Annotated in this window: 22 protein-coding genes and 1 pseudogene; 11 read left to right on the plus strand and 12 right to left on the minus strand. The window is 61.2% G+C overall.

Annotation, left to right across the window (positions count from 1 at the left end; genetic code table 11):
- On the minus strand, nt 1-1674 hold the full coding sequence (locus tag C4N9_RS19570; protein ID WP_245902638.1) for a Mu transposase C-terminal domain-containing protein: 1674 nt from the start codon (nt 1672-1674) through the stop codon (nt 1-3).
- Nucleotides 1675-1783: 109 nt separating this feature from the next.
- On the opposite strand from C4N9_RS19570, the gene C4N9_RS19575 reads away from it, so the two are divergent.
- Nucleotides 1784-2785, plus strand: a complete 1002-nt coding sequence (locus C4N9_RS19575; RefSeq protein ID WP_245902639.1) for a hypothetical protein — start codon at nt 1784-1786, stop codon at nt 2783-2785.
- Nucleotides 2786-3316: 531 nt separating this feature from the next.
- On the plus strand, nt 3317-3979 hold the full coding sequence (locus tag C4N9_RS19580) for a L,D-transpeptidase (RefSeq protein WP_109535035.1): 663 nt from the start codon (nt 3317-3319) through the stop codon (nt 3977-3979).
- A 45-nt stretch (nt 3980-4024) separates the two neighbouring features.
- Here C4N9_RS19580 and C4N9_RS19585 read toward each other — a convergent pair whose 3' ends face one another.
- Nucleotides 4025-4309 (minus strand): hypothetical protein, encoded by a 285-nt coding sequence (locus tag C4N9_RS19585; RefSeq protein ID WP_093454916.1) that lies wholly within the window; start codon nt 4307-4309, stop codon nt 4025-4027.
- 181 nt (nt 4310-4490) lie between these two features.
- Here C4N9_RS19585 and C4N9_RS19590 point away from each other — a divergent pair, with 181 nt between their 5' ends.
- Together C4N9_RS19590 and C4N9_RS19595 are read left to right on the plus strand one after the other, a co-directional pair.
- Nucleotides 4491-6845 (plus strand): heavy metal translocating P-type ATPase, encoded by a 2355-nt coding sequence (locus tag C4N9_RS19590; RefSeq protein WP_109535036.1) that lies wholly within the window; start codon nt 4491-4493, stop codon nt 6843-6845.
- 63 nt (nt 6846-6908) lie between these two features.
- Nucleotides 6909-7421 (plus strand): L,D-transpeptidase family protein, encoded by a 513-nt coding sequence (locus C4N9_RS19595; RefSeq protein ID WP_109535037.1) that lies wholly within the window; start codon nt 6909-6911, stop codon nt 7419-7421.
- Nucleotides 7422-7430: 9 nt separating this feature from the next.
- Here C4N9_RS19595 and lnt read toward each other — a convergent pair whose 3' ends face one another.
- Genes lnt through C4N9_RS19645 form a run of 10 tightly spaced genes read right to left on the minus strand, consistent with a single transcriptional unit; the run spans nt 7431 to nt 14889 of the window.
- Nucleotides 7431-9008 (minus strand): apolipoprotein N-acyltransferase, encoded by a 1578-nt coding sequence (lnt, locus tag C4N9_RS19600; RefSeq protein WP_109535038.1) that lies wholly within the window; start codon nt 9006-9008, stop codon nt 7431-7433.
- Nucleotides 8975-9433, minus strand: a complete 459-nt coding sequence (lspA, locus tag C4N9_RS19605; protein WP_109535039.1) for a signal peptidase II — start codon at nt 9431-9433, stop codon at nt 8975-8977. The genes lnt and lspA overlap by 34 nt, the downstream gene beginning before the upstream one ends.
- A 28-nt stretch (nt 9434-9461) precedes the next feature.
- Complete coding sequence (locus C4N9_RS19610; protein ID WP_038008344.1) at nt 9462-10244, minus strand: ZIP family metal transporter; 783 nt, start codon at nt 10242-10244, stop codon at nt 9462-9464.
- 12 nt (nt 10245-10256) lie between these two features.
- Complete coding sequence (locus tag C4N9_RS19615; protein WP_038008346.1) at nt 10257-10712, minus strand: DUF411 domain-containing protein; 456 nt, start codon at nt 10710-10712, stop codon at nt 10257-10259.
- Between the two features lie 3 nt (nt 10713-10715).
- Nucleotides 10716-12089 carry a M23 family metallopeptidase gene (locus tag C4N9_RS19620; RefSeq protein ID WP_109535040.1) on the minus strand — a complete coding sequence of 458 codons (1374 nt, stop codon included), beginning with the start codon at nt 12087-12089 and terminating at the stop codon, nt 10716-10718.
- Nucleotides 12086-12712 carry an SCO family protein gene (locus C4N9_RS19625; RefSeq protein ID WP_109535041.1) on the minus strand — a complete coding sequence of 209 codons (627 nt, stop codon included), beginning with the start codon at nt 12710-12712 and terminating at the stop codon, nt 12086-12088. Before C4N9_RS19625 ends, C4N9_RS19620 begins: the two co-directional genes overlap by 4 nt.
- Nucleotides 12712-13179 carry a copper chaperone PCu(A)C gene (locus C4N9_RS19630; RefSeq protein WP_109535042.1) on the minus strand — a complete coding sequence of 156 codons (468 nt, stop codon included), beginning with the start codon at nt 13177-13179 and terminating at the stop codon, nt 12712-12714. Before C4N9_RS19630 ends, C4N9_RS19625 begins: the two co-directional genes overlap by 1 nt.
- Nucleotides 13180-13202: 23 nt before the next feature.
- A complete protein-coding gene (locus tag C4N9_RS19635; RefSeq protein WP_028095365.1) occupies nt 13203-13862 on the minus strand; it encodes a DsbA family protein in 660 nt (219 codons plus the stop codon).
- Complete coding sequence (locus tag C4N9_RS19640) at nt 13859-14281, minus strand: disulfide bond formation protein B (protein WP_028095364.1); 423 nt, start codon at nt 14279-14281, stop codon at nt 13859-13861. The genes C4N9_RS19635 and C4N9_RS19640 overlap by 4 nt, the downstream gene beginning before the upstream one ends.
- Nucleotides 14282-14286: 5 nt before the next feature.
- On the minus strand, nt 14287-14889 hold the full coding sequence (locus C4N9_RS19645; RefSeq protein ID WP_224557520.1) for an SCO family protein: 603 nt from the start codon (nt 14887-14889) through the stop codon (nt 14287-14289).
- Nucleotides 14890-15060: 171 nt separating this feature from the next.
- Between C4N9_RS19645 and C4N9_RS19650 the strand changes: the two genes are divergently transcribed.
- The 7 genes and pseudogenes from C4N9_RS19650 to C4N9_RS19680 form a co-directional block, all read left to right on the plus strand.
- Nucleotides 15061-15489 (plus strand): MerR family transcriptional regulator, encoded by a 429-nt coding sequence (locus C4N9_RS19650; protein ID WP_013959865.1) that lies wholly within the window; start codon nt 15061-15063, stop codon nt 15487-15489.
- A 103-nt stretch (nt 15490-15592) separates the two neighbouring features.
- Entirely contained in the window at nt 15593-16171 is a 579-nt protein-coding gene (locus tag C4N9_RS19655) for a cation efflux transmembrane domain-containing protein (protein WP_028095362.1), read from the plus strand.
- 96 nt (nt 16172-16267) lie between these two features.
- Nucleotides 16268-17023, plus strand: coding sequence for a transglutaminase-like domain-containing protein (locus tag C4N9_RS19660; protein ID WP_028095361.1), 756 nt, complete (start codon nt 16268-16270; stop codon nt 17021-17023).
- Entirely contained in the window at nt 17013-17978 is a 966-nt protein-coding gene (locus C4N9_RS19665) for a cation diffusion facilitator family transporter (protein WP_028095360.1), read from the plus strand. The genes C4N9_RS19660 and C4N9_RS19665 overlap by 11 nt, the downstream gene beginning before the upstream one ends.
- Nucleotides 17979-18119: 141 nt before the next feature.
- On the plus strand, nt 18120-18320 hold the full coding sequence (locus C4N9_RS22335) for a hypothetical protein (protein ID WP_028095359.1): 201 nt from the start codon (nt 18120-18122) through the stop codon (nt 18318-18320).
- A complete protein-coding gene (locus C4N9_RS19675; protein WP_009503822.1) occupies nt 18317-18808 on the plus strand; it encodes a hypothetical protein in 492 nt (163 codons plus the stop codon). The genes C4N9_RS22335 and C4N9_RS19675 overlap by 4 nt, the downstream gene beginning before the upstream one ends.
- A pseudogene (locus C4N9_RS19680) lies at nt 18805-19110 on the plus strand (cytochrome c biogenesis CcdA family protein); the annotation flags it as partial. The gene C4N9_RS19675 and the pseudogene C4N9_RS19680, both read left to right, overlap by 4 nt.
- Between the last annotated feature and the right edge of the window lie 73 nt (nt 19111-19183).

Genomic DNA, 19183 nt, shown 5'->3' on the forward strand with positions numbered 1-19183 from the left:
TTACCAATCCTCGACCGGGAAGACCCGCCGCGGACGATCCGGGTCGAGCTTTGCCTGGGCTGGGGCGGAAGTTGCGGCGAGATCGGCATAAGGCTTCTTTGCCTCGGTGGCATGCCGGGCGCGGGTCATTTCCTTCAACCGGCTTTTCGGGGTTTTGGCAGCGGCAACAGTTGCGGCGATTTCGCGTCGGATCGCTGATGCCTCCTGCACAGGGCGCCGCTGGATTTCGCGCCGCCGCTGTCGATCCGCCTGGTGCTGCCAGAGCGTGATCGGCTCGGCCAGTCCGTCCCGTCGCCTGACCGGCCGCCAAGCCTGGGTATCCGGATCCTTGACGTAGATATGGCTGATGTCGCGAGGATCATAGCACAGATCGAGCGGGGCCAGCCGGTCACGACGCGCAACCAGCGGGCCAAGCCAGGGCTCGAAATAGTCGATGGCGAAGAGACTGAAGCCCTGAGGTGAAATCTTCCGCGTCTTGCGTGGCAGGAAATTCAGCAGCACATCGACAGGTGCATCGATCGGCCGGTCTTTCGGCTGGAACCGATCTTCCCACTCTTTCGCCGGAACGGTCAGCTTGCGCGCATTCTGGCTCAGGTTGTGGTCGATGATCGCGAGCGCGATGCAGCGTTCGAGATCCGCGAAGCTGAGCCGTGCCCGCGCTTCCGAGGCATAGTCGCCCCGATCCGCGATGGAACGCCCCGTCTTGCCCGGCAAGGCGCGTAGCGCGGTGTTCACTTTCCCCAGCAGGCGTTCGACGACTCCGCCCCGATGCACGGTGCCCTTGTTCCGCATGCGAATGGAAATACCATAGTCCGCGCAGCCTCTGCTGAAGGTGCTGCTTTGGAATTCCTTGGCGGAATCGACGACGATCTGCTTTGGGCGACCGTGCATCGGCCAAGCATGATCGATACTGCGTTCTGCCAGCCAGTCAATCTTGCAGCACATCGCGTGCGCCAGACAAAGTGCCACAGACAGTCGCGACGGCCGCTCGAGGGTCAGGCAGAAGCCGATGATCGCGCTCGTGGCCACATCTGCAGCGATGGTCAGATAGGGGCGCCCAACGAAAACACCGTAGTCATCAATAACCTCGACAAACTGGATGTCTGCCGGCGTGTGATCGATCTGGACAACGTCGAGCACGTGGTTAGCCCGGATGTAGCCCGGTCGCGGCTTTAGCCGGTGCAGGTGTTTACCATCTGACAGGCGGCGGCGGGCAATTTCTTCCGGGGCAAACAGAGTGGGGATCCGCCGGGCGACAGTGACATAGGCGGGCGGCCTGTGCCCTTCCTCTGCGCAACGGGCGCGGATCTCTTCAACGATTGGTGCAAGGTCCGGCTGCTCGGGGCGCAACCACATCTCCCGCAGGGTCATCGCAATGATGCTCTCGACCGCGGGACTGATCCTAGGTTTCCTTGTTCCACTCGTTTGCGGCAGCAGGGACGATACCCTGCGCTCTTCCCGATACCGCGCCAGATAGTTGTAGACTTGGCGTGTCGAGAGCCGCAGCTCGGATGCCGCGCGCACCACGGCCTCACGCACGGGCGCCACTCCGTCAAGAATCCGGTCCAGCTCACGCGCGGTACGCGTTGCCTTGGTCCACGCTTCATCCGAAACATGCCCTCCGCCGGACATCATCGATATGACGCTTTCGAGACTGGCTGCGCCGTGCGCCAACAGAGCCGCCACTCTTTGAAATACGGAACCAAAATTGAAGCCTTAAGCTGAAAAATGATGTGTGCTTACCCCGTATCATCCAGAAATCACGTAATAATCATGTGCTGAAATGGTGAAGAAAATGCGACACTGGTTTCTGCCGGGACCATTCGAAGAAGAACCAGATGATTTGCCTCCCGGGCCGCGTGCAGAACCGCCGGACACTGCCGTCATCGAAGACTGGGCAAAGGCAGAAGGCGTTCACGCTGCGCGGCTAGCAAAGGTGGCTGGACGCCTGGGAGCTCTGGATGACCGGCTGCTGCGCGGCCCGGAAGGCTGGCGGCATCGCCTCGCTCTTGTCGAGGCAGCGGCCCTCAGCTGGGTCGCAGGAGATCGGGTGAGTACTGATCGTCTGGCGCTCTGGGTATCCATGCGGCTGTCAGGTGCGCAGGATGACCCAAATGCCTTGGCACGCGTTGGATGGGCTGTTCGGCGCTTGACAGGCGGTCCCGGACCGATGGCTGACCTGGCCGCTTTTCTGGATCGCCGCGACCCCGAGAACATTGAAGACAGCGCTGAGCGTTTCGAGGATCGCGCGGGTGGGTGGCTGGACGTCATGGCAGCCGCAAAGGGTCTCCACCCGATCACGCGGGCGTGCATGGGGTATCACCTGTGGAGCTTGGCGGGCCTCGGACGCCACGGCGACCAGATCGAAGCTGCCGTCACCGCGTCTAGGATCGCGACCAGCGATGGAAGCGGTGCCATCTTCGCGCCGCTCGCTATGGCCGGGGCCGGGGGGCTGCGCGTTTCGGGCTTGCCACCCGAGCGTTTGGCCCGCTGGTTGGATGGGATGAACAGCGCAATTCTAACGGCGATGCGAACACTTGATGATATTGAAGTGTGGATCGGGCGGGCAGAAAACGTCATGGCGCAATTATCTGGCCGCACGCCGGTTGCCTTGCGAAAGGTTTTCACGGAATGGCCCTTGGTCTCCGCCCCGATGGCTGAGGCCATGACCGGAGCCAGCCGCGCCGCCATTCAGCGCAATCTCGCATGGATGGAGTCAAGCGGTTTGATCCGCGAGGTGACGGGGAACGGGAGGTATCGCATGTGGAAAGCTGACCTAATATAGGTCATTTGTCGAGGCTGACACCGGCTTGACCTGGCACGCTTTAGTGCCGCCCCAGATGATCGTTTAAGCCACTTTCCGTTCGAATGCGACAAGGCTTTTCCAGCCCAAAGCGTTCGTTAGCCATTCGTCTCACGTTTTTGTGACAATTGATCGCTTGAAGCTCCAGTGGGTGAAGGTTGTAACGGGGCGAAATAACGGAATGAGAGCCGGAGCCAGAGATGGCATCGTAGCATTTGCGAGTGGCGCAAGTTCCCTGTGCCGTGACGTTCCCGATCTCATGGTCGCGATATCGAAGCCGCTGTGCCTAAATTTCCAAACAATCTGCGACTTAACGAATTGTCGCTGCGCAACTTCGGACCAGGTATTGTGCGAGCAGTTTTCTCCTCCCTAGCAAACTGGAAACTGCAAGGATCGCATGTCTACTTACGAAAATTTGCCCTTGAACCTCTAGCCACTAGAAGTCCTATCTGTTCAAGGAGAACACATACCGTTCTTGCCATCAATCGCCGTTGAGAACCGAAAGGGTACGAAATGCTGACAAGACGACACTTCATTCAGACAACAACGGCGCTTTTTTCGGTGACCGGTCCCGGTATGGCTTTTGCCGACACTTGGCCCACCGAGGCTCAGAAGGCTGAATGGGACGCACAGGTGACGCCTCAGGGTTATGTTGCCGAGACTTCCAACCCATGGGGATTGCACCCGCGGTTCCTACCGCAACGTGTGGTCGCGAAGGCCGGTCTCGTGCCGGGAGATATCCATGTCGATGCGGTCGCGCGATATCTCTACCACATTGAACAGGGTGGAACCGCGATGCGCTACGGCGTGGCGATCGCGCGGGGCAACCTCTACGAGCCAGGTGTTTATAACATCAAGCGCAAGGTCAGGTGGCCGCACTGGACGCCAACACAAAACATGATCGAACGCGATCCCGTGAACGCACAATGGGCCGATGGTATGGAACCAGGGCCGGAAAACGCTCTCGGATCACGGGCACTCTATCTCTATGTCGGGGATCGCGACACCTATCTCCGGATCCACGGCACGCCCTACCCGAGAAGCATCGGCGGTCGCGCGAGTTCAGGATGCGTGCGGATGGTCATGGCCCACATCAACGATCTCTATCCGAATGTAGAACTCGGCTCTACAGCTCACCTGTATTCGGCAGAGGACAGCGTCACAGCCCGCAGCTGAGGGAGCACTCGGTCGGCCAACGTGCCTGCGGTCCGTCGATCGATCTCAGGTTGGGCGCGCGGCGCAGATCGGGTTGCCGTTCGCTGTTCGCAGGGGGAGCAAGGTCACCTCCACCGGGCCGCTGTGCTCGTACCAATAGCAGCCGTCTTCCGGCCTGAGGCGGGCGGTCGATATATTCTGATCGGGCGCCGCCATTGCCACCACGCTCTCAGGCACATTCCCGATCGCATTCGCCGGGTCGCTACTGCCACTTGGAGCAATGGCGCATCCAGCGAGGAGCGACAGCGCCGTCGCAACCATCATTTTTTGCTTCAGCATCGAACCCCGCATCGAGCTTCCTTTCGTTTCTGGTTTTCCTTCGATCGGTTCTCATGCCTCAAGGGGTGAACGAGCCGGTCATCAAACCGTGTAGCAAGAATGCAAACTGAAATACCAACGAATTTTGCTCTTGAAGCTCTAGCTACTGTAGGGGCTATGTCATGGTAAAGCACCCGAATCCAGAGGTCCATTCATGCCGCCCGACACCCATCGTCACGACCACGATCACGCCGAAGATGCCCAGACAAGCGGCGGCAGCTGCTGCGGGAGCGCCGGAACGTGCGGCGACATCGTTCCGGCGACCCCCGCGCCAGCGGGCGGGCGCAGTTTTCAGGTGTCCGGCCTCGATTGCGCCGAGGAGGTAGCAATCCTGAACAAGGTGGTCGGCCCGAAGATCGGCGGGGCCGAGCATCTCGCGTTCGACGTGATCAATGGGCGGATGACTATTCTCGACAGCGCCAAGAGTTTATCGGACGGCGAAATTGCAGAACTGGTCGCAAGCACCGGCATGACCGCCAAGCCTTGGGATGCCGAGAACGCGTCGGTCGACCAGGCGGCCCATCTTGCAAGACAGCGGCTGTTTACGGCGCTCAGTGGAGGCTTCTGGGCCGCGGGATTTCTGTGGCACATCATCGAGACTGGCATGGGCGGGGCGCTCGGCCTCTTCGCGGGTCACGGCGAAGCGCCGATGCCACTGGTCGAGGCAGGGCTGTTCGCGGTTGCGATCCTGTTCGGTGTCTGGCTCGTGGCACCCAAGGCATGGTCGTCCGCTCGGCGGCTGTCGCCCGACATGAACCTGCTCATGGTGGTCGCCGTGGCCGGTGCCATCGGGCTTGGCGAATTTTTCGAGGCGGCGACAGTCGCGTTCTTCTTTTCGCTCTCGCTCTACCTCGAAAGCTGGAGCGTCGGGCGTGCGAGGAATGCGGTTTCAGCTCTGCTCGACCTCGCGCCGCCGACGGCAAGAGTTCTTCATGATGACGGCTCGGAAGCGGACGTTCCGGCTTCTGCGGTTGCTATCAACGCACGTTTCATCGTGCGCGGCGGAGACCGCATCCCATTGGATGGTGAGGTTGTCGATGGGGCAGGGGCCGTCGATCAGGCGCCGATCACCGGAGAGAGTGCGCTGGTCCCAAAGGAACGGGGCGACGAAGTCTATGCCGGTACGATCAACGGCGAAGGCACACTGACGGTGCGCGCCACGAAGGCCGCCTCGGACACCGTGTTGGCCAAGATTATCCGCATGGTCGGCGACGCCCATGCCCGCCGCGCGCCGGTGGAGCAGTGGGTGGCGAAATTCGCCCGCATCTATACGCCTATCGTCATGGCTCTCGCCATTGCAATTGCCCTGCTGCCGCCGCTCATTTTCGGGGGGGCCTGGGATTATTGGTTCTACAATGCACTCGTGCTGCTGGTGATCGCTTGCCCATGCGCTCTGGTCATCTCGACACCGGTCTCCATCGTCGCTGCACTCACCGCCTCAGCGCGGGCCGGGGTGCTGATCAAGGGCGGTGCATATGTTGAGGCACCGGGCAAGACCACTGCACTGGCCATGGACAAGACCGGCACGATCACCATGGGCGAGCCCGAGGTGGCGGCGGTGCATCCGCTGGGCAAAGCATCGGCGCAAGATCTGATGACCCTCGCCGCTGGGCTGGAGGCACGTTCCTCGCATCCCTTGGCGCGCGCCATTCTTGCGCGGGCAGAAGCCGACGGCATCAAGGTATCCGCCGCGGAAGATACCCGAACCGTTCCGGGCAGGGGACTTGAAGGACGCACAGACGGCCGGTCGATCTGGCTGGGGTCGGACCGGTTTGCCGAGGAGAAGGGTTTCGGCGACGCCATTCCGAAGGATTTGCGCGACCGCATCGAAGGGGCTGGCAGCACCCTTGTTGCCGTGGGCGACGACACCGGTGTCACCGGCATCTTGGAATTGCGCGACCGTATCCGCCCGGATGCCAAAGGCATCGTGGCGCAGCTTCACGCGCAGGGTGTGAAGACCATCGTCATGCTGACCGGTGATAACGAGCGGACAGCGCGCGCTGTTGCAGCCGAGGTCGGCATCGACGAGGTCCGTGCCGAGCTTCTGCCCGAAGACAAGGTGACTGCCATCGAAGAACTGGTCGAAACGCATGAGATGGTGGCCATGATCGGCGACGGGGTCAACGACGCCCCGGCCATGGCGCGCGCGCATTACGCCATCGCAATGGGTGCCGTTGGTTCGGACGCGGCAATCGAGACGGCGGATATAGCCCTGATGACCGACGATCTCGGCAAGGTGCCTTGGCTGATCGGTCATTCGCGCCGGACAATGTCGATCATTCATCAGAACATCGGTATTTCCTTGGCGACCAAGGGCGTTTTCGTTGTCGCTACCGCGTTCGGACTGGCATCGATGTGGGGCGCGATTGCAGCCGACGTAGGAGTGTCATTGCTGGTGGTGGCCAATGCCCTGCGCCTGCTGAACAGCCAAGAGGCCAAGGCGCCGCCGTCCGGCGGTGAGCAGGTTGGCCCACAGATGGCAAAGGCCGCGCTTGCCCACGGACATTGATCACGCAGCATTTGCAAGGTAACGTAATGTCCATAACAGACCTCACGAAAGAGGCATCGAGCAGTGAAAACCATCCGATTTCCCCGCCGCGCCGTCCTGTTGGGCGGGCTGGCAGCGTTTCTGTCCGGGTGTGCCAGCAAGTTCCGCAGCTATGACGGACCCGAAGTCACCCGTGTTCGGCTTTACAAGGGACAGCGCTTGCTTGTTCTCGACGGAGCCGATCGCGTCTTGCAAACCTATCCGGTCGGGCTGGGTTTCGCTCCTGAGGGTCACAAACAATTCGAGGGGGATGGCCGGACTCCGGAAGGAGTTTACACAATCGACAGGCGAAACCCCAACAGCACCTACCATCTTTCGATTGGCATCTCTTATCCGAACGAGGCCGACATCGCCTTTGCCGAAGCGCTGGGCCTTTCCCCCGGCGGCGACATCTTCATCCATGGTGGCCCACGCCCCGGCATCGACCCGACAAATGTCCGCGACTGGACAGCTGGCTGCATCGCGGTCACGGATCGGGAGATCGAGGACATCTATGCAATGGTGAAGGACGGGACACCTATCCACATCTTTGCATGACGGTCTTTCTCATGCGGCGGTAGTGAGCCGTCGCATTGGCGCCATTGCCCAGCTCCACGAAGCCAAGATGAGCGCCAACAGCATCCAGTCTCCGAAGCTCGCGTAGAGTGTCGGCGGTCGCGCGGAGGGCAGGCTAGCGTCGATGATGCCCGTTTCGCCGGTATCGAGCCGCGCAACGATCTCTCCGCTCGCGTCGATGACCGCAGAGATGCCCGTATTCGCGGCTCGGATGACTGGAAGGCCTTCCTCTACGGCGCGCATACGTGCGGAAGCCAGATGCTGCTCGGGTCCGATGCTGGTGCCAAACCAGGCATCGTTTGTCGCGTTGAAAATCCACTCCGGCCGGAACAGGTCATCGACCACATGCCCTGGGAAGATGATCTCATAGCAGATCGCCACGGCGACCAGCGGCACACCCGGAAGCGCAAGCGTTCTCGGGCCCAGTCCGGGCGTAAAATCGCCCAGACCCGCCGTGAGCCGCTCGATGGGCAACCAGCCGCGGAATGGCACGTATTCGCCGAAGGGCACGAGATGGTGTTTCGCGTATCCGGTCAGGATCTCGCCGGTCTCGTCAAATGCCTGGACCGTGTTGAAATATCGGGTGCCATCCTCGCTCGGTACACGGTCCGGCACACCGGTAAGCAGCACTCTGCCGTCTGGTAGCGCTGCGGCAATGCGGGCCCGTGCCTCCGTATCCTCATCGAGGAAACCCGGAAAGGCGGTTTCCGGCCAGAGAAGAACGTCGAAATCGCCGGGCTGGGTTGAAAGCTCAAGATAACGCGCGAAGGTTGCCTCGCGGTTCTCGGGCGCCCATTTCTCCTCTTGGGGAACGTTGCCCTGGACGATGCGCAGCTCCACACCGGGTGGTTGTTCTGTATCCGACTGGAGGCGAAGTGTGCCGACGGCCCACATCGTCGCGATGCCGGCCAGCGCCATGAGCGAGATGGTCAGTCGTTGCCGCCCGGACGCCATGACAGCCGCGACGGGAAGTGCCGCGACGAACACGGTGAGAAAGCTTAGCCCATAGCTTCCGACCCAGGCGGCGGGCTGGCGCAAAGCGGCGTAATCGACCAGAGCGTAGCTGGCGAGGATCCACGGAAAACCTGTCAGAACGTGACCACGCAACCACTCGGCCACGGTCCAGAAGGTCGCGAACAGGAGGCAGGCCAGGAGATTGCCCAGGGCTCCGCGCCGCGCGATTTCGGCGAAGAGCGCTGCGGCAATGGCCGGGAAAATTGCGAGACCTGCGGACAATCCCGCGACGGCCGGGATCGCCATCGCCCCGAACCGCTCGCCCTCGACGTAGAAACTCTCTGCAATCCACGAAATCCCGAAACCGAACTGGCCAAGACCAAACGCCCAGCCGACGAGGAAAGCGCGCCCGAAGGAGAGATCGCGAAGACCGACAAACAACGCGGAATAGGCAACGGGAACAAGCAGGAGAAGCGAGAAAGGCGGGAAAGTCAGAACGGTCAGCGCCCCGGCGACGAAACCAAGCGTCATCCGCGAAAGCAAACGGTGGAGCAGTGCTATGCGGTTCAGAATTTCCGGCTTCACGATTTGATCGGACGCCGCACGCTGATCCATGGCGCAGCGAGCAAGAGCCCCACGCCACTGACGACAAATACATCCGCCATGTTGAAGGCAGGCCAATGTGTTGTGCCAATATAGAAATCGAGAAAGTCTGTTACGGCCCGATACCGCACACGATCGATGACATTGCCCAGGGCTCCGCCAATGATCGCACCGTAGGCAAGCGTTTCCACCGCATTGTCGGCGCGAAACAGCATAACCCCCAGCCAAACACAGATGGCAAGAGCGAAAGCGATGAGGCTCCACCACGGCGCGCCGCCCAACATCCCGAAAGTCACGCCGTCATTACGATAAAAGACGAGGTTGAATCCCGGAAACACGGGAATTCCGGCGCTTAAAGTGACGGCATTCGCAACGACAATGGCTTTGGTGATCTGATCGATCGCGAACGCAGCAAGTGCTGCGAAGACGCCGATCATCGGAGATACCTTGTTTAGTGACATTGCCTCATCCCAACCAGACATCAAGGAACAGCATCAGAACGAGCCCGACTGCGAGACCGAGCGTCGCCCTGTTCTGATGGCCGCTGCGATGGGTTTCAGGGATGATTTCGTGGCTAATGACGTAGAGCATTGCGCCCGCGGCAAAGGCCAGACCCCATGGAAGCAGCGGTTCCGACAGTGTGATGATGCCGGCCCCGAGCAAACCGCCAATCGGCTCGACCATGCCCGTCAGCGCCGCGATGCCCCAGGCGCGCAGCTTCGGATATCCCTCGCCCAGCAGAGATACAGCGACGGCCAATCCTTCGGGCGCATTCTGAAGCCCGATGCCGATGGCGAGCGGCAGACCGCCCTCCATACCTCCGGATCCGAAGCCGACCCCCACGGCAAGGCCTTCGGGGAAGTTGTGGATCGTGATCGCAATGATGAACAACCAGACCCGCCGCAAAGACGCCGCTTCGGGCCCTTCGCGTCCCGTCTTGAAGTGCTCATGCGGCAGCTTTTCGTTCATCAGGGCGACAGCCCCCATGCCCAGAAGAATCGAAACGCATACGATGGCCGCAGGCATCGCGCCGTTTTCGAACATCGGCTCCGCCGCATCCAATGCCGGGATGATCAGCGAAAAGAAAGAAGCGGCGAGCATCACACCGGCAGCGAAGCCGAGCGACAGATCGCGTGTGGCCCGAGACGGGATGCGCCCGAACAGCACGGGAACTGCTCCGACTGCTGTGAGCGATCCGGCGGCGAGACTTCCGAGAAAGCCGAGCATTATCGGAGAAAGATTTTCCATGGGCGGGCCAGATTATCCTTCGGCGTAGCTCGAAAAGACTTCCGTCGACCCGTCCTTGCGGATGAGGAAGACATCATAGGCCTCGCGGTCGTCTTCTGGCCCCATGCCGGGCGAGCCATAGGGCATCCCCGGAACGGCGAGGCCGACGGCGTCCGGGCGCTCCTCGAGAAGGCGGCGGATGTCAGCGGCCGGGACATGGCCTTCGATCACGTAGCCATCAATGAGCGCGGTGTGGCAGGAGACCATGCGCTGCGGCACGCCGTTGTCGAGCTTGAAGCGAACCAGCAACCCGCCGAACATGTCCTGGCCGGTCGGCGCAAAGCCATTCTCTTCGAGATGGTTCATCCACGAGAGGCAGCAGCCGCAACCGTTGGTCTTGCGGACGTCGATCGCCGTTGCCTCTGCGAGGGCCTGTGCCGCCGGGAACAGGGCGAGCGTGATGGCAAGAGCTTGGGTCATGCGTTTCATGGGTCAGAGCCTTTCGGTTGTCGTTTCGGCAATCTCGCTGCCGAGGTTTTCATTCAGAAGCGCGCGCGCCTCGGCCAGACGCGAGAGCGCGGCGGTATCATCCGCTTCGCTCTCGGCTGCTTCGGCGAGCCGGTCGTCAGCGAGGGGGTCAGTCGGGCGCCCATCCACGAGGACTTCGTAGTGCAGGTTCGGACCTGTCGCCGTGCCAGTCGCGCCGACGCGGCCGATCACGTCTCCCGCCGCAACGCGTTGGCCTTGTGCCAAATCTTCCGGCACGGCGCTCAGATGCGCGTAGCGCGTCATGGTGTCGGAGCCGTGCAAGATTTCGACCACGCGACCATATCCGCCGCGCCAGCCGATGAAATTGACCCGCCCCGGTGCCGTCGCTTGAACCGGTGTCCCACGTGCCGCTGCAAAATCGACGCCGGTGTGCATCCGGACGTTGCCAAAGACCGGATGCGTGCGGCGCCCGAACACCGAGCTGAGGCGCGCACCCTCGACCGGCTGTGCGAAGACGCGCAGCACCTCGCCATCGACGTAGATCGTCGCCTGACCGCTGCCGTCGTCAGGCCATACGATCTCGTAGAGCGAACCGCCGATGTCCAGTGCGGCGAAGGCGAGTTCGGGCTGTCCGATCCTGTCCTCGCCGACCCGCGCCTCACGCCAGAGAAGCCTTAGTGTTTCGCCGCCGGCCATCTCGCGGCGGAAATCCACGGTCCCACCCAGCATCTGCGCAAGGTCCACGGAAAAACGGGCGGGTATGCCGGCTTCGTCGAGTGCCGCGAAGATCGAGCTGTCGATCACGGCTTCGCCGGCAAGGGTTACGATCTCCGGATCCGGAGCCACGACCTGTGTGGACAACTGCTCGCCGAAAACCACCTCGATCCGAACCCCGTCCTCGACGGCGAGTGAGACGGTGCGGGGGCTGCCGTCCATGGTCGAAGCAACAGTGACCGAGTGCCCCGGCCGCAGCCGTCGCAGATCGTATTCCGCGCCAAGCGCGAGGGCAACTTCGGCTCTGTCAGGTGCCGCAAGACCAGCCTCAGACAGCAAGAAATCGAGCGTCTCGCCAGGTGCAATGTTGCGCGACCATGTCGACAGGGGTGGCTCGATCGCCTGCACGGGCCTGTCGGCAAACGCGACCTGCAGAAGGGGCAGGGGGCCGAGGTCGGGTGCATCTTCTGCCCATACCGTCACGGGCAGCGTCACGGGGATGTCAACGTTCTGGGGGGCTTCAGGACCTTGGGGCATCCAATTACCTGCCGAGGCAAGTTTCGGCGGCACGGGTTCTTTCGAGAAAACACCGGAGATGACGATAGCTGCCCCGGAAACCGTCCCCGCAATTGCGACACAAGCCGCCAAAGTTCTGAGCCTCATGTCGCCCCCTCCATTTCTTCTTCCAGCGCGCGGCGAATTTTCGGCACCGCGAATTCTCTGGGTTCGTGATAGTCGATCATGGTGACGAACCGCCCAGAGGCTGCGAACAGGAAGACGCTCGCGCTGTGGTTCATCGTGTAATCGCCGCTCTCCGTCGGCAACCTTTCGTAGGTGGCGTGGAAGCCGTCCGCGACGCGCGCGATCTGCTCTTCCGGTCCCGTCCAGCCACGTATCCCAGGATGGAAGTAGCCGACATATTCGGCCATCGTTTCGACAGTGTCGCGCTCGGGATCGACCGTGATGAAAACCACGTTCATCTCGTCGGCCTCGTCTCCCAGATCGTCGAGCCATCCCGAAATGTCCGAGAGCGTGGTCGGGCAGACATCGGGACAGTAGGTGAAGCCGAAGAACGCCATCGTCGGGCGACCGATCAGGGTTTCTGGCCCGACCGCGTTGCCCTCATGATCCGTCAGACGGAAATCCATTTCGGTCAGGGCCACAGGCCGCTGCCCGACAGGTTCGGGTCCACCGGGTCCATCGACCTGCCACCAACCGACGAAGAGCATCAGGGCGACCGCCCCGACACCAGCCGCGCCGTACCCCAGGATCGCCCGTCGCCGCATCAGTCCTCTGGCCCCCGCGCGGCGATGCCGAGGATCGGCACCTCGACCGTCACTTCGCCTCCGTCGTCGAAAAGCAGGGTCAGCGGAAAGGTGTCCCCTTCCGTCATCGGTTCTTGCAGCCGCATCAGCATTGCGTGCAGGCCCCCCGGTTCGAGCGCGACGCTCTCGCCCGGGGCGATCGCGATCTCCCCCGCCGGGTTCATGGAACTCACACCTTCGGCATTTGTCTTCGTCTCGTGAATTTCGGGCATCATCGCGAGCGGCGTTGTAAGGCCGATCAGCGTCACTGGCTCGTCGCCAGTGTTGCGGATCGTCATGTAAGCGGCCCCGGGACGGTTCATCCCGATGGAGGCGCGGGACCACGCGTTCTCGACGACAACATCCTCGGGTCCGGCCAGCGCGGGCGCTGAGAACCCTCCAAGGGTCAAAAGCGCCGCCAGTGTGCTGGTCAAAATATACTTTTTCATCGTTCTGATCCTGCCCTTTGTATTCAGCTTTGCGCGGCAGCGACTTCGGCGGCCACCAGACGACGCAATTCTGCCTCCCCGAATGGATCGAGCGGCTTGCCGTTCACGAAGAATGTGGGCGTCTGGCGAATTCCCACGGTCTCGACGTCGGCACGATCCTGGTTCAGGATCGCCACGACATCGGGCGCCATCATTTGCGTGCGCGCGGCCTCGGCATCGAGTCCGGCCGTGGCGGCGATCTGAAGGATCAGGCCGGGCGCCGGGGCACCGTGCGACGCCCATCTCGGCTGTTCCCGCAGAACGGCCTCAAGCACCGGCACGTAAACGTCCTGCATGCGTGCCGCCTCGAGCACGCGGATCGCTTCCTCGGATGCCGCGCCGTGGAAGGGCGTGTAGCGGATCACGACGCGGACAGCATCCCCATGCTCGGCCATGATGTCCTTCACGACGGGATGAAAGGCGCGACAGGCCTCGCAGGCCGGATCGAAGAATTCGACGATCGTGACGGGCGCTTCCGCAGGCCCGAGGATGGGCGAGTAGGGGCGGATCATCGCGTCCGCGAGTTCCGGCGCAACAGGCTCCGCTTCGGCCACCGGGCCGGGGCGGGTTGCAAACCAGGTGGTTCCGCCGAAACCGGCGACGCCGAAGGCGAGAACGGACAGGATCAGGGCGCGTCGGTTCATTTTCGTGTGTCCTTCAATGAAAGGGCCGACAGCGCCCCGATCAGCGCGAAGGCGGCGAGGGCCATCAGCGGGATCGGGATGCCGAAGACCAGTTGGTTGTCATCGGTGCAAGAGGGGCCGGTGGCCGTGCAGGGCTGGATGCGTTCGGGAACAAGACCGACGTACAGCCCCATGTGCCAGAGGGCGATTGCGCCGCCGCCAAGCGCCAATGCGATGCCGTAGCGCCCCACACGGCCGTCCCGCCACCAAAGGCCCAGCCCTAGGATAATGGCCAAGGGAAACATGAAGGCGCGCTGGAACCAGCACAGCACACAGGGCGTCTGCCCCAGCACCTCGCCGATGAAAAGCACGGCAAGCGAGGCGACGAGCGCGATGATCCATGCCAGCCCGAGGGCTGTTTCTCCGGATATGCGGTTCATGTCGATCAGATCCTCTCTTCCAGATCGGCGAGAATCTCTTCGGCCGGGGTGCCGTAGGGCCAGGAGTCGGCAAAGCCCGCGTCGGGATCGAAGAGGAACAGATGCGACGTGTGGCCCATCGTGTAACCATCCGGCGCCGCAGCCTCTTCGACGCGTTCAAAGAAGATCGGAAACGTCTCGGATGTGGCGGCGATTTGTTCCGGCGTGCCCGTCAGCCCGATGATGCTCGCATCGAACAGCGGGACGTATTCGGCGAGTGCGGCGGGCGTGTCCCGTTCGGGGTCGATTGTTATGAAAATCGGCTGGACCTTGGCGGCATCGTCGCCCAGACCGTCCATCACCGCCGCGACCTCTGACAGGGTCGTCGGGCAGACGTCGGGACAGTTGGTGAAGCCGAAAAACACCAGCATCCAGCGCCCCGCAAAGTCCTCCTCGGTTCGAACCATACCCTGGTGGTCCGTCAGTTCGAATTTAGCGAAAAAAGGCGGTTCGGCGTCGGTTCGGGCGCGGTCGGCACGATAGTCGGACCAGAGCAAAAGCCATACGAAGGCAAGCGCTGCCACGCCTGCCAAAACCCAAAGAAACTTCTGTGCCGATGTAAGGGACAATCCTGTTCGCCTGTTATTGATTCTTATTGCATGTGCGGATACATCCTCTAGCCGCTAGAGGTTCAAGCACGAAATCATGGTATAGCTTGAACTCACGCGTCTGTGAATCCGACACTTGTTTATTCCGACGGCAAAACCTACACAAACTGTATCTTTTTCATGGAGGCGAAAATGCTCACGATCGGTACTCTGTCAAAGAAGACTGGCACAAAAGTGCAGACCATCCGGTACTACGAACAGATCGGACTCATGCCCGAACCTGGCAGGACCGAAGGCGGACAGAGGCGCTACGACAATGCACAGCTCGACCGACTGTCCTTCATCCGCCATTCGCGGCAACTCGGTTTCTCGCTCGATGCGATCCGCGAGCTGCTCGACCTCAGCGACCATCCCAACCGCCCCTGCGACGAGGCAGATGCCATCGCGCGTCGCCAGCTCAAACAGGTGGAGCAGCGCATGGCCCGCCTGAAGGCGCTGCGCACGGAACTGAAACGCATGGTTCACGAATGCAGCGGCGGGCGGACGGGAGACTGCAAGGTGCTTGAGGTGTTGCGGGACCATTCGGAATGCCTGACCGAGCACGAGGAAATCGGGGCCTGAAGGAATTCAGCCAACATTCCGGCTGGAACGCAGATCAGCCGCAGAAGTTAATGTGTCGTACAACACAGGCTGGAACCACAAAATGGCTGCTAGACAAAATTCAATGGAGAGACGGACGCTTTGGATCGTTCTGGCGCTCAATATCGGTTTGGCCGTGGCCTTTTTCGCAACAGGCGCCTTCGGCGACTCAAGTGCCCTGATCGCCAACGGGCTCGATAACCTCTCCGACAGCTTCGTCTACGCGATCAGCCTTTTCGCTTTGTCCCGATCCGACAAATGGAAACGCGGGGCGGCGAACGTTTCCGGCGGGCTGCTGATCCTGTTCGCCGCTGGTATCCTCTACGATGCATGGCGCCGCTACATCGGCGGGTCAGATCCGCTCGGGACGATCATGATCGCCATGGCCCTGTTTGCGGCGGCGATCAACGCAGTCTGCGTCTGGCTGCTCGCTAAGCTCAAAGATCCGGACGTCAACATCCGCGCGGCCAACACCTTCAGTTACAACGATTTCGCCGCGAACCTCGGAATCGTCTTGGCTGGCGGCCTCGTCGCCTGGCTGGGAACCAACTGGCCGGACCTCGTCGTCGGCGTGATTGTCGCCGGGATCGCGGCCTGGGGAGGTATCGACATTCTGCGCGACGCACACGGCGAACACCACAAAGCAGTTCATACGGGCAAATAGTTGCGGGAGATTCTTTCTGAAAGAAAGGGTTGAAGCTATAGTGACTATAGTAATTAGGCTTGTTCCAAGACGATTCGAGGAGCGACTCCGTTGCAGATGACCGACCCCCTACTTGCACCCACCAAATTACTGGATTTTGATGCCGCGCCTCTTGCGCATCTAATTGAGACCCGCGGCTGGCGCGGCTTATCCGAATACGATCGGATCGGAGCTGCCTATGATTTCGTTCGGAATGAAATCGCGTTCGGATACAATCGAGCTGACGACATCCCCGCCTCCGAGGTGCTTTCCGACGGCTACGGGCAGTGCAATACCAAAGGGACGCTCTTGATGGCGTTGCTGCGTGGTGTTGGCATTCGTTGCCGGTTGCATGGGTTTACGATCCACAAAGGCTTGCAGCGCGGTGTTGTCCCAGAGTTGGTGTATCCGCTTGCTCCGCAAGAAATTCTCCACTCATGGGTTGAGATCGAATATCAAGGTGCTTGGTTCAACCTCGAAGGCTTCATCCTGGATGACGCTTTCCTGACAGTCCTGCAAACGTCTTTCTCGGACACGGACAGTCTCTGCGGTTATGGCGCGGGCACGGATTGCCTTGGCGCGCCTCCCGTCACCTGGAACGGAGAAGATACCTACATTCAGAAATCCGGCATCGTGCAAGATTTCGGCGTGTTTGATACGCCGGACGCCTTCTATTTGTCCCATGAGCAATCCTTTGGATGGCTGCGTGGTGCCCTTTACCGTCATATCATCCGCCACTGGATGAATGCGCGCGTACGTGGTTTTCGCAGCGGTCGCCTGAAGACTGACCGACGCGCGACACACGCGCACGCGGAGCCTGCCAATGCCACATGACCACGGGCACGCGCCTATCGATCCGAATTCTGGGGACCGGCGGGTTGCCATCGCCATCTGGGCAAACGGGCTACTTACCGTTGCGCAAGTCGTCGGGGGCATATTCTCGGGCAGTCTGGCACTGATCGCCGATGCGCTGCACAACTTTTCCGATATGGCCTCGCTTGTCATTGCCTTCGCCGCACGCAAGATCGCGCGCCGCCCGGCCGATGAACGCATGACCTTCGGCTATGGCCGGGTCGAAATCGTGGCGGCCCTGATCAACTACACCACCCTCATCGTGATCGGCTTCTATCTGATCTACGAAGGTGGCATGCGCATGATTGATCCACCCGAAGTCATGGGGTGGACCGTCGTCATTCTCGGTGGAATTGCGCTTGTGGTCGACACGCTGACCGCAATGCTGACCTATTCGATGCAGAAGGGCAGCGTGAACATCCGCGCGCTTTTCCTGCATAACCTGTCGGACGCGCTTGCTTCGGTCGCGGTTATCGTCGGTGGGTCGCTGATCATCCTTTACGACATGCGTTGGGTCGATCCTGCCATCACCATCGGCATCGCGATCTACATCCTGTATCTGTCTTTCACTGAAATAGGCGGCCCAATCCGAACCCTGATGCTCGGGAGCCCGCCGGACATCGACAACGAGGCCGTCGTCGAAGCGATGCGGAAAGTCGAAGGCGTCGCCGACGTCCACTACGTCCATCTCTGGCAAATGCAAGAGCACGAGGCTGCGCTCGACTGCCATGTCGTCGTGGCAGCCGAGGGCTGGTCGAAGATCGAAGAGATCAAGAGCGCGATCAAGAAGCGGCTGAAGGAAGAGTTCGGCATCAGCCATTCCAGTCTCGAATTTGAGCATGAGGATCGCGCTCATCAGAACGCCGATCTCTACGGTCACGGCAACGCAAGTGAAAAGGAGAAGACCAATGTTCAAGGAAACGCTGACCGAGCATGATGATGTCATCGGGCTCGTCTGCGCGATTACGCGGACCGGCATGGGCTCGATCCGAGCAACTGGGTCATTCTGACCAAACGATCCGATCAGGCAAATGACGCGACGCGCCTTCTGGCGCGGGAATATGGGCTGGAGTTCACGATGACCGCCGACAGCGACATGATGATGCACGGAGCGGTCACCCATGTCGTGGACATCGGCGGGCGGTTCGCTGCAAAATTCCATGGCATGGACTTCAAGAACGTGAACCTGATCCTCTATGTCAGCGAGTTGATCAACAACGCCCAGCATCGACGCCGGGAGCCCAACTGGTGGGACCGGCTGACAGGTGTGTTTCAATGAGTGTCGTCGCGACTGGCGTCAGGCTGTCCTCGACAGACGGAGTTTCCCTGACAGCTCTGCGTCGGTATTTTGCGGTGATCATCCCGGCCAACTTGATCTGGGAGTTCGCGCATATGCCGCTCTACACGATCTGGAACGAGGGCACTTGGGGTGAGATTGTCTTCGCAGCCGTCCATTGCACGGGTGGCGATATCCTGATCGCCATGAGCGCGCTGATGCTTGCCCTCATGCTGTCGGGCCGGGGCTGGCCCCTGGTCGCCTCGACGCGGCGGTCTGTGACCGTCCTGACGGTGGTGTTCGGGCTCGGATACACGCTGTTCAGCGAATGGCTCAACATCGTGATCCGCGCGGCCTGGGCCTATTCGGACCTGATGCCGATCATTCCGATCCTCGATGCGGGCCTGTCACCTGTGTTGCAATGGATCGTGATACCGCTGGTCGCGTTCTGGTGGGTCTGGCGGCCTTTCAACAACGATCGTGATGTATGATGGATATTTCCGGCATCGGCATCTTCGCGGCCTTCCTGGCGGGTGCCATTTCGTTCCTGTCGCCCTGTGTCCTGCCACTGGTGCCTGGCTACGTCTCGTACATCGCAGGGCAACCAGATTTGCGCACGACGCGGTCGGTCGGCTTGCGGGCGCGCGCCGGGGCGCTCGGGTTGAGTGCCTGCTTTGTCCTGGGCTTTTCGACGGTCTTCGTCGCCCTCGGGGCCCGGGCCAGCGCGCTCGGATCCCTGCTGCTGACATGGCGCACCGAGCTAAACTATCTCGGCGGCTGTCGCGTAGCCCTTAATTGTGAGATGGGAAATCCAACGAAATCAACGGCTGATCTTTGCCCTTAAATATGAGATTTTGCCTTTAATT

The sequence above is a fragment of the Pararhodobacter marinus genome, from assembly GCF_003122215.1.
Taxonomy (GTDB): domain Bacteria; phylum Pseudomonadota; class Alphaproteobacteria; order Rhodobacterales; family Rhodobacteraceae; genus Pararhodobacter; species Pararhodobacter marinus.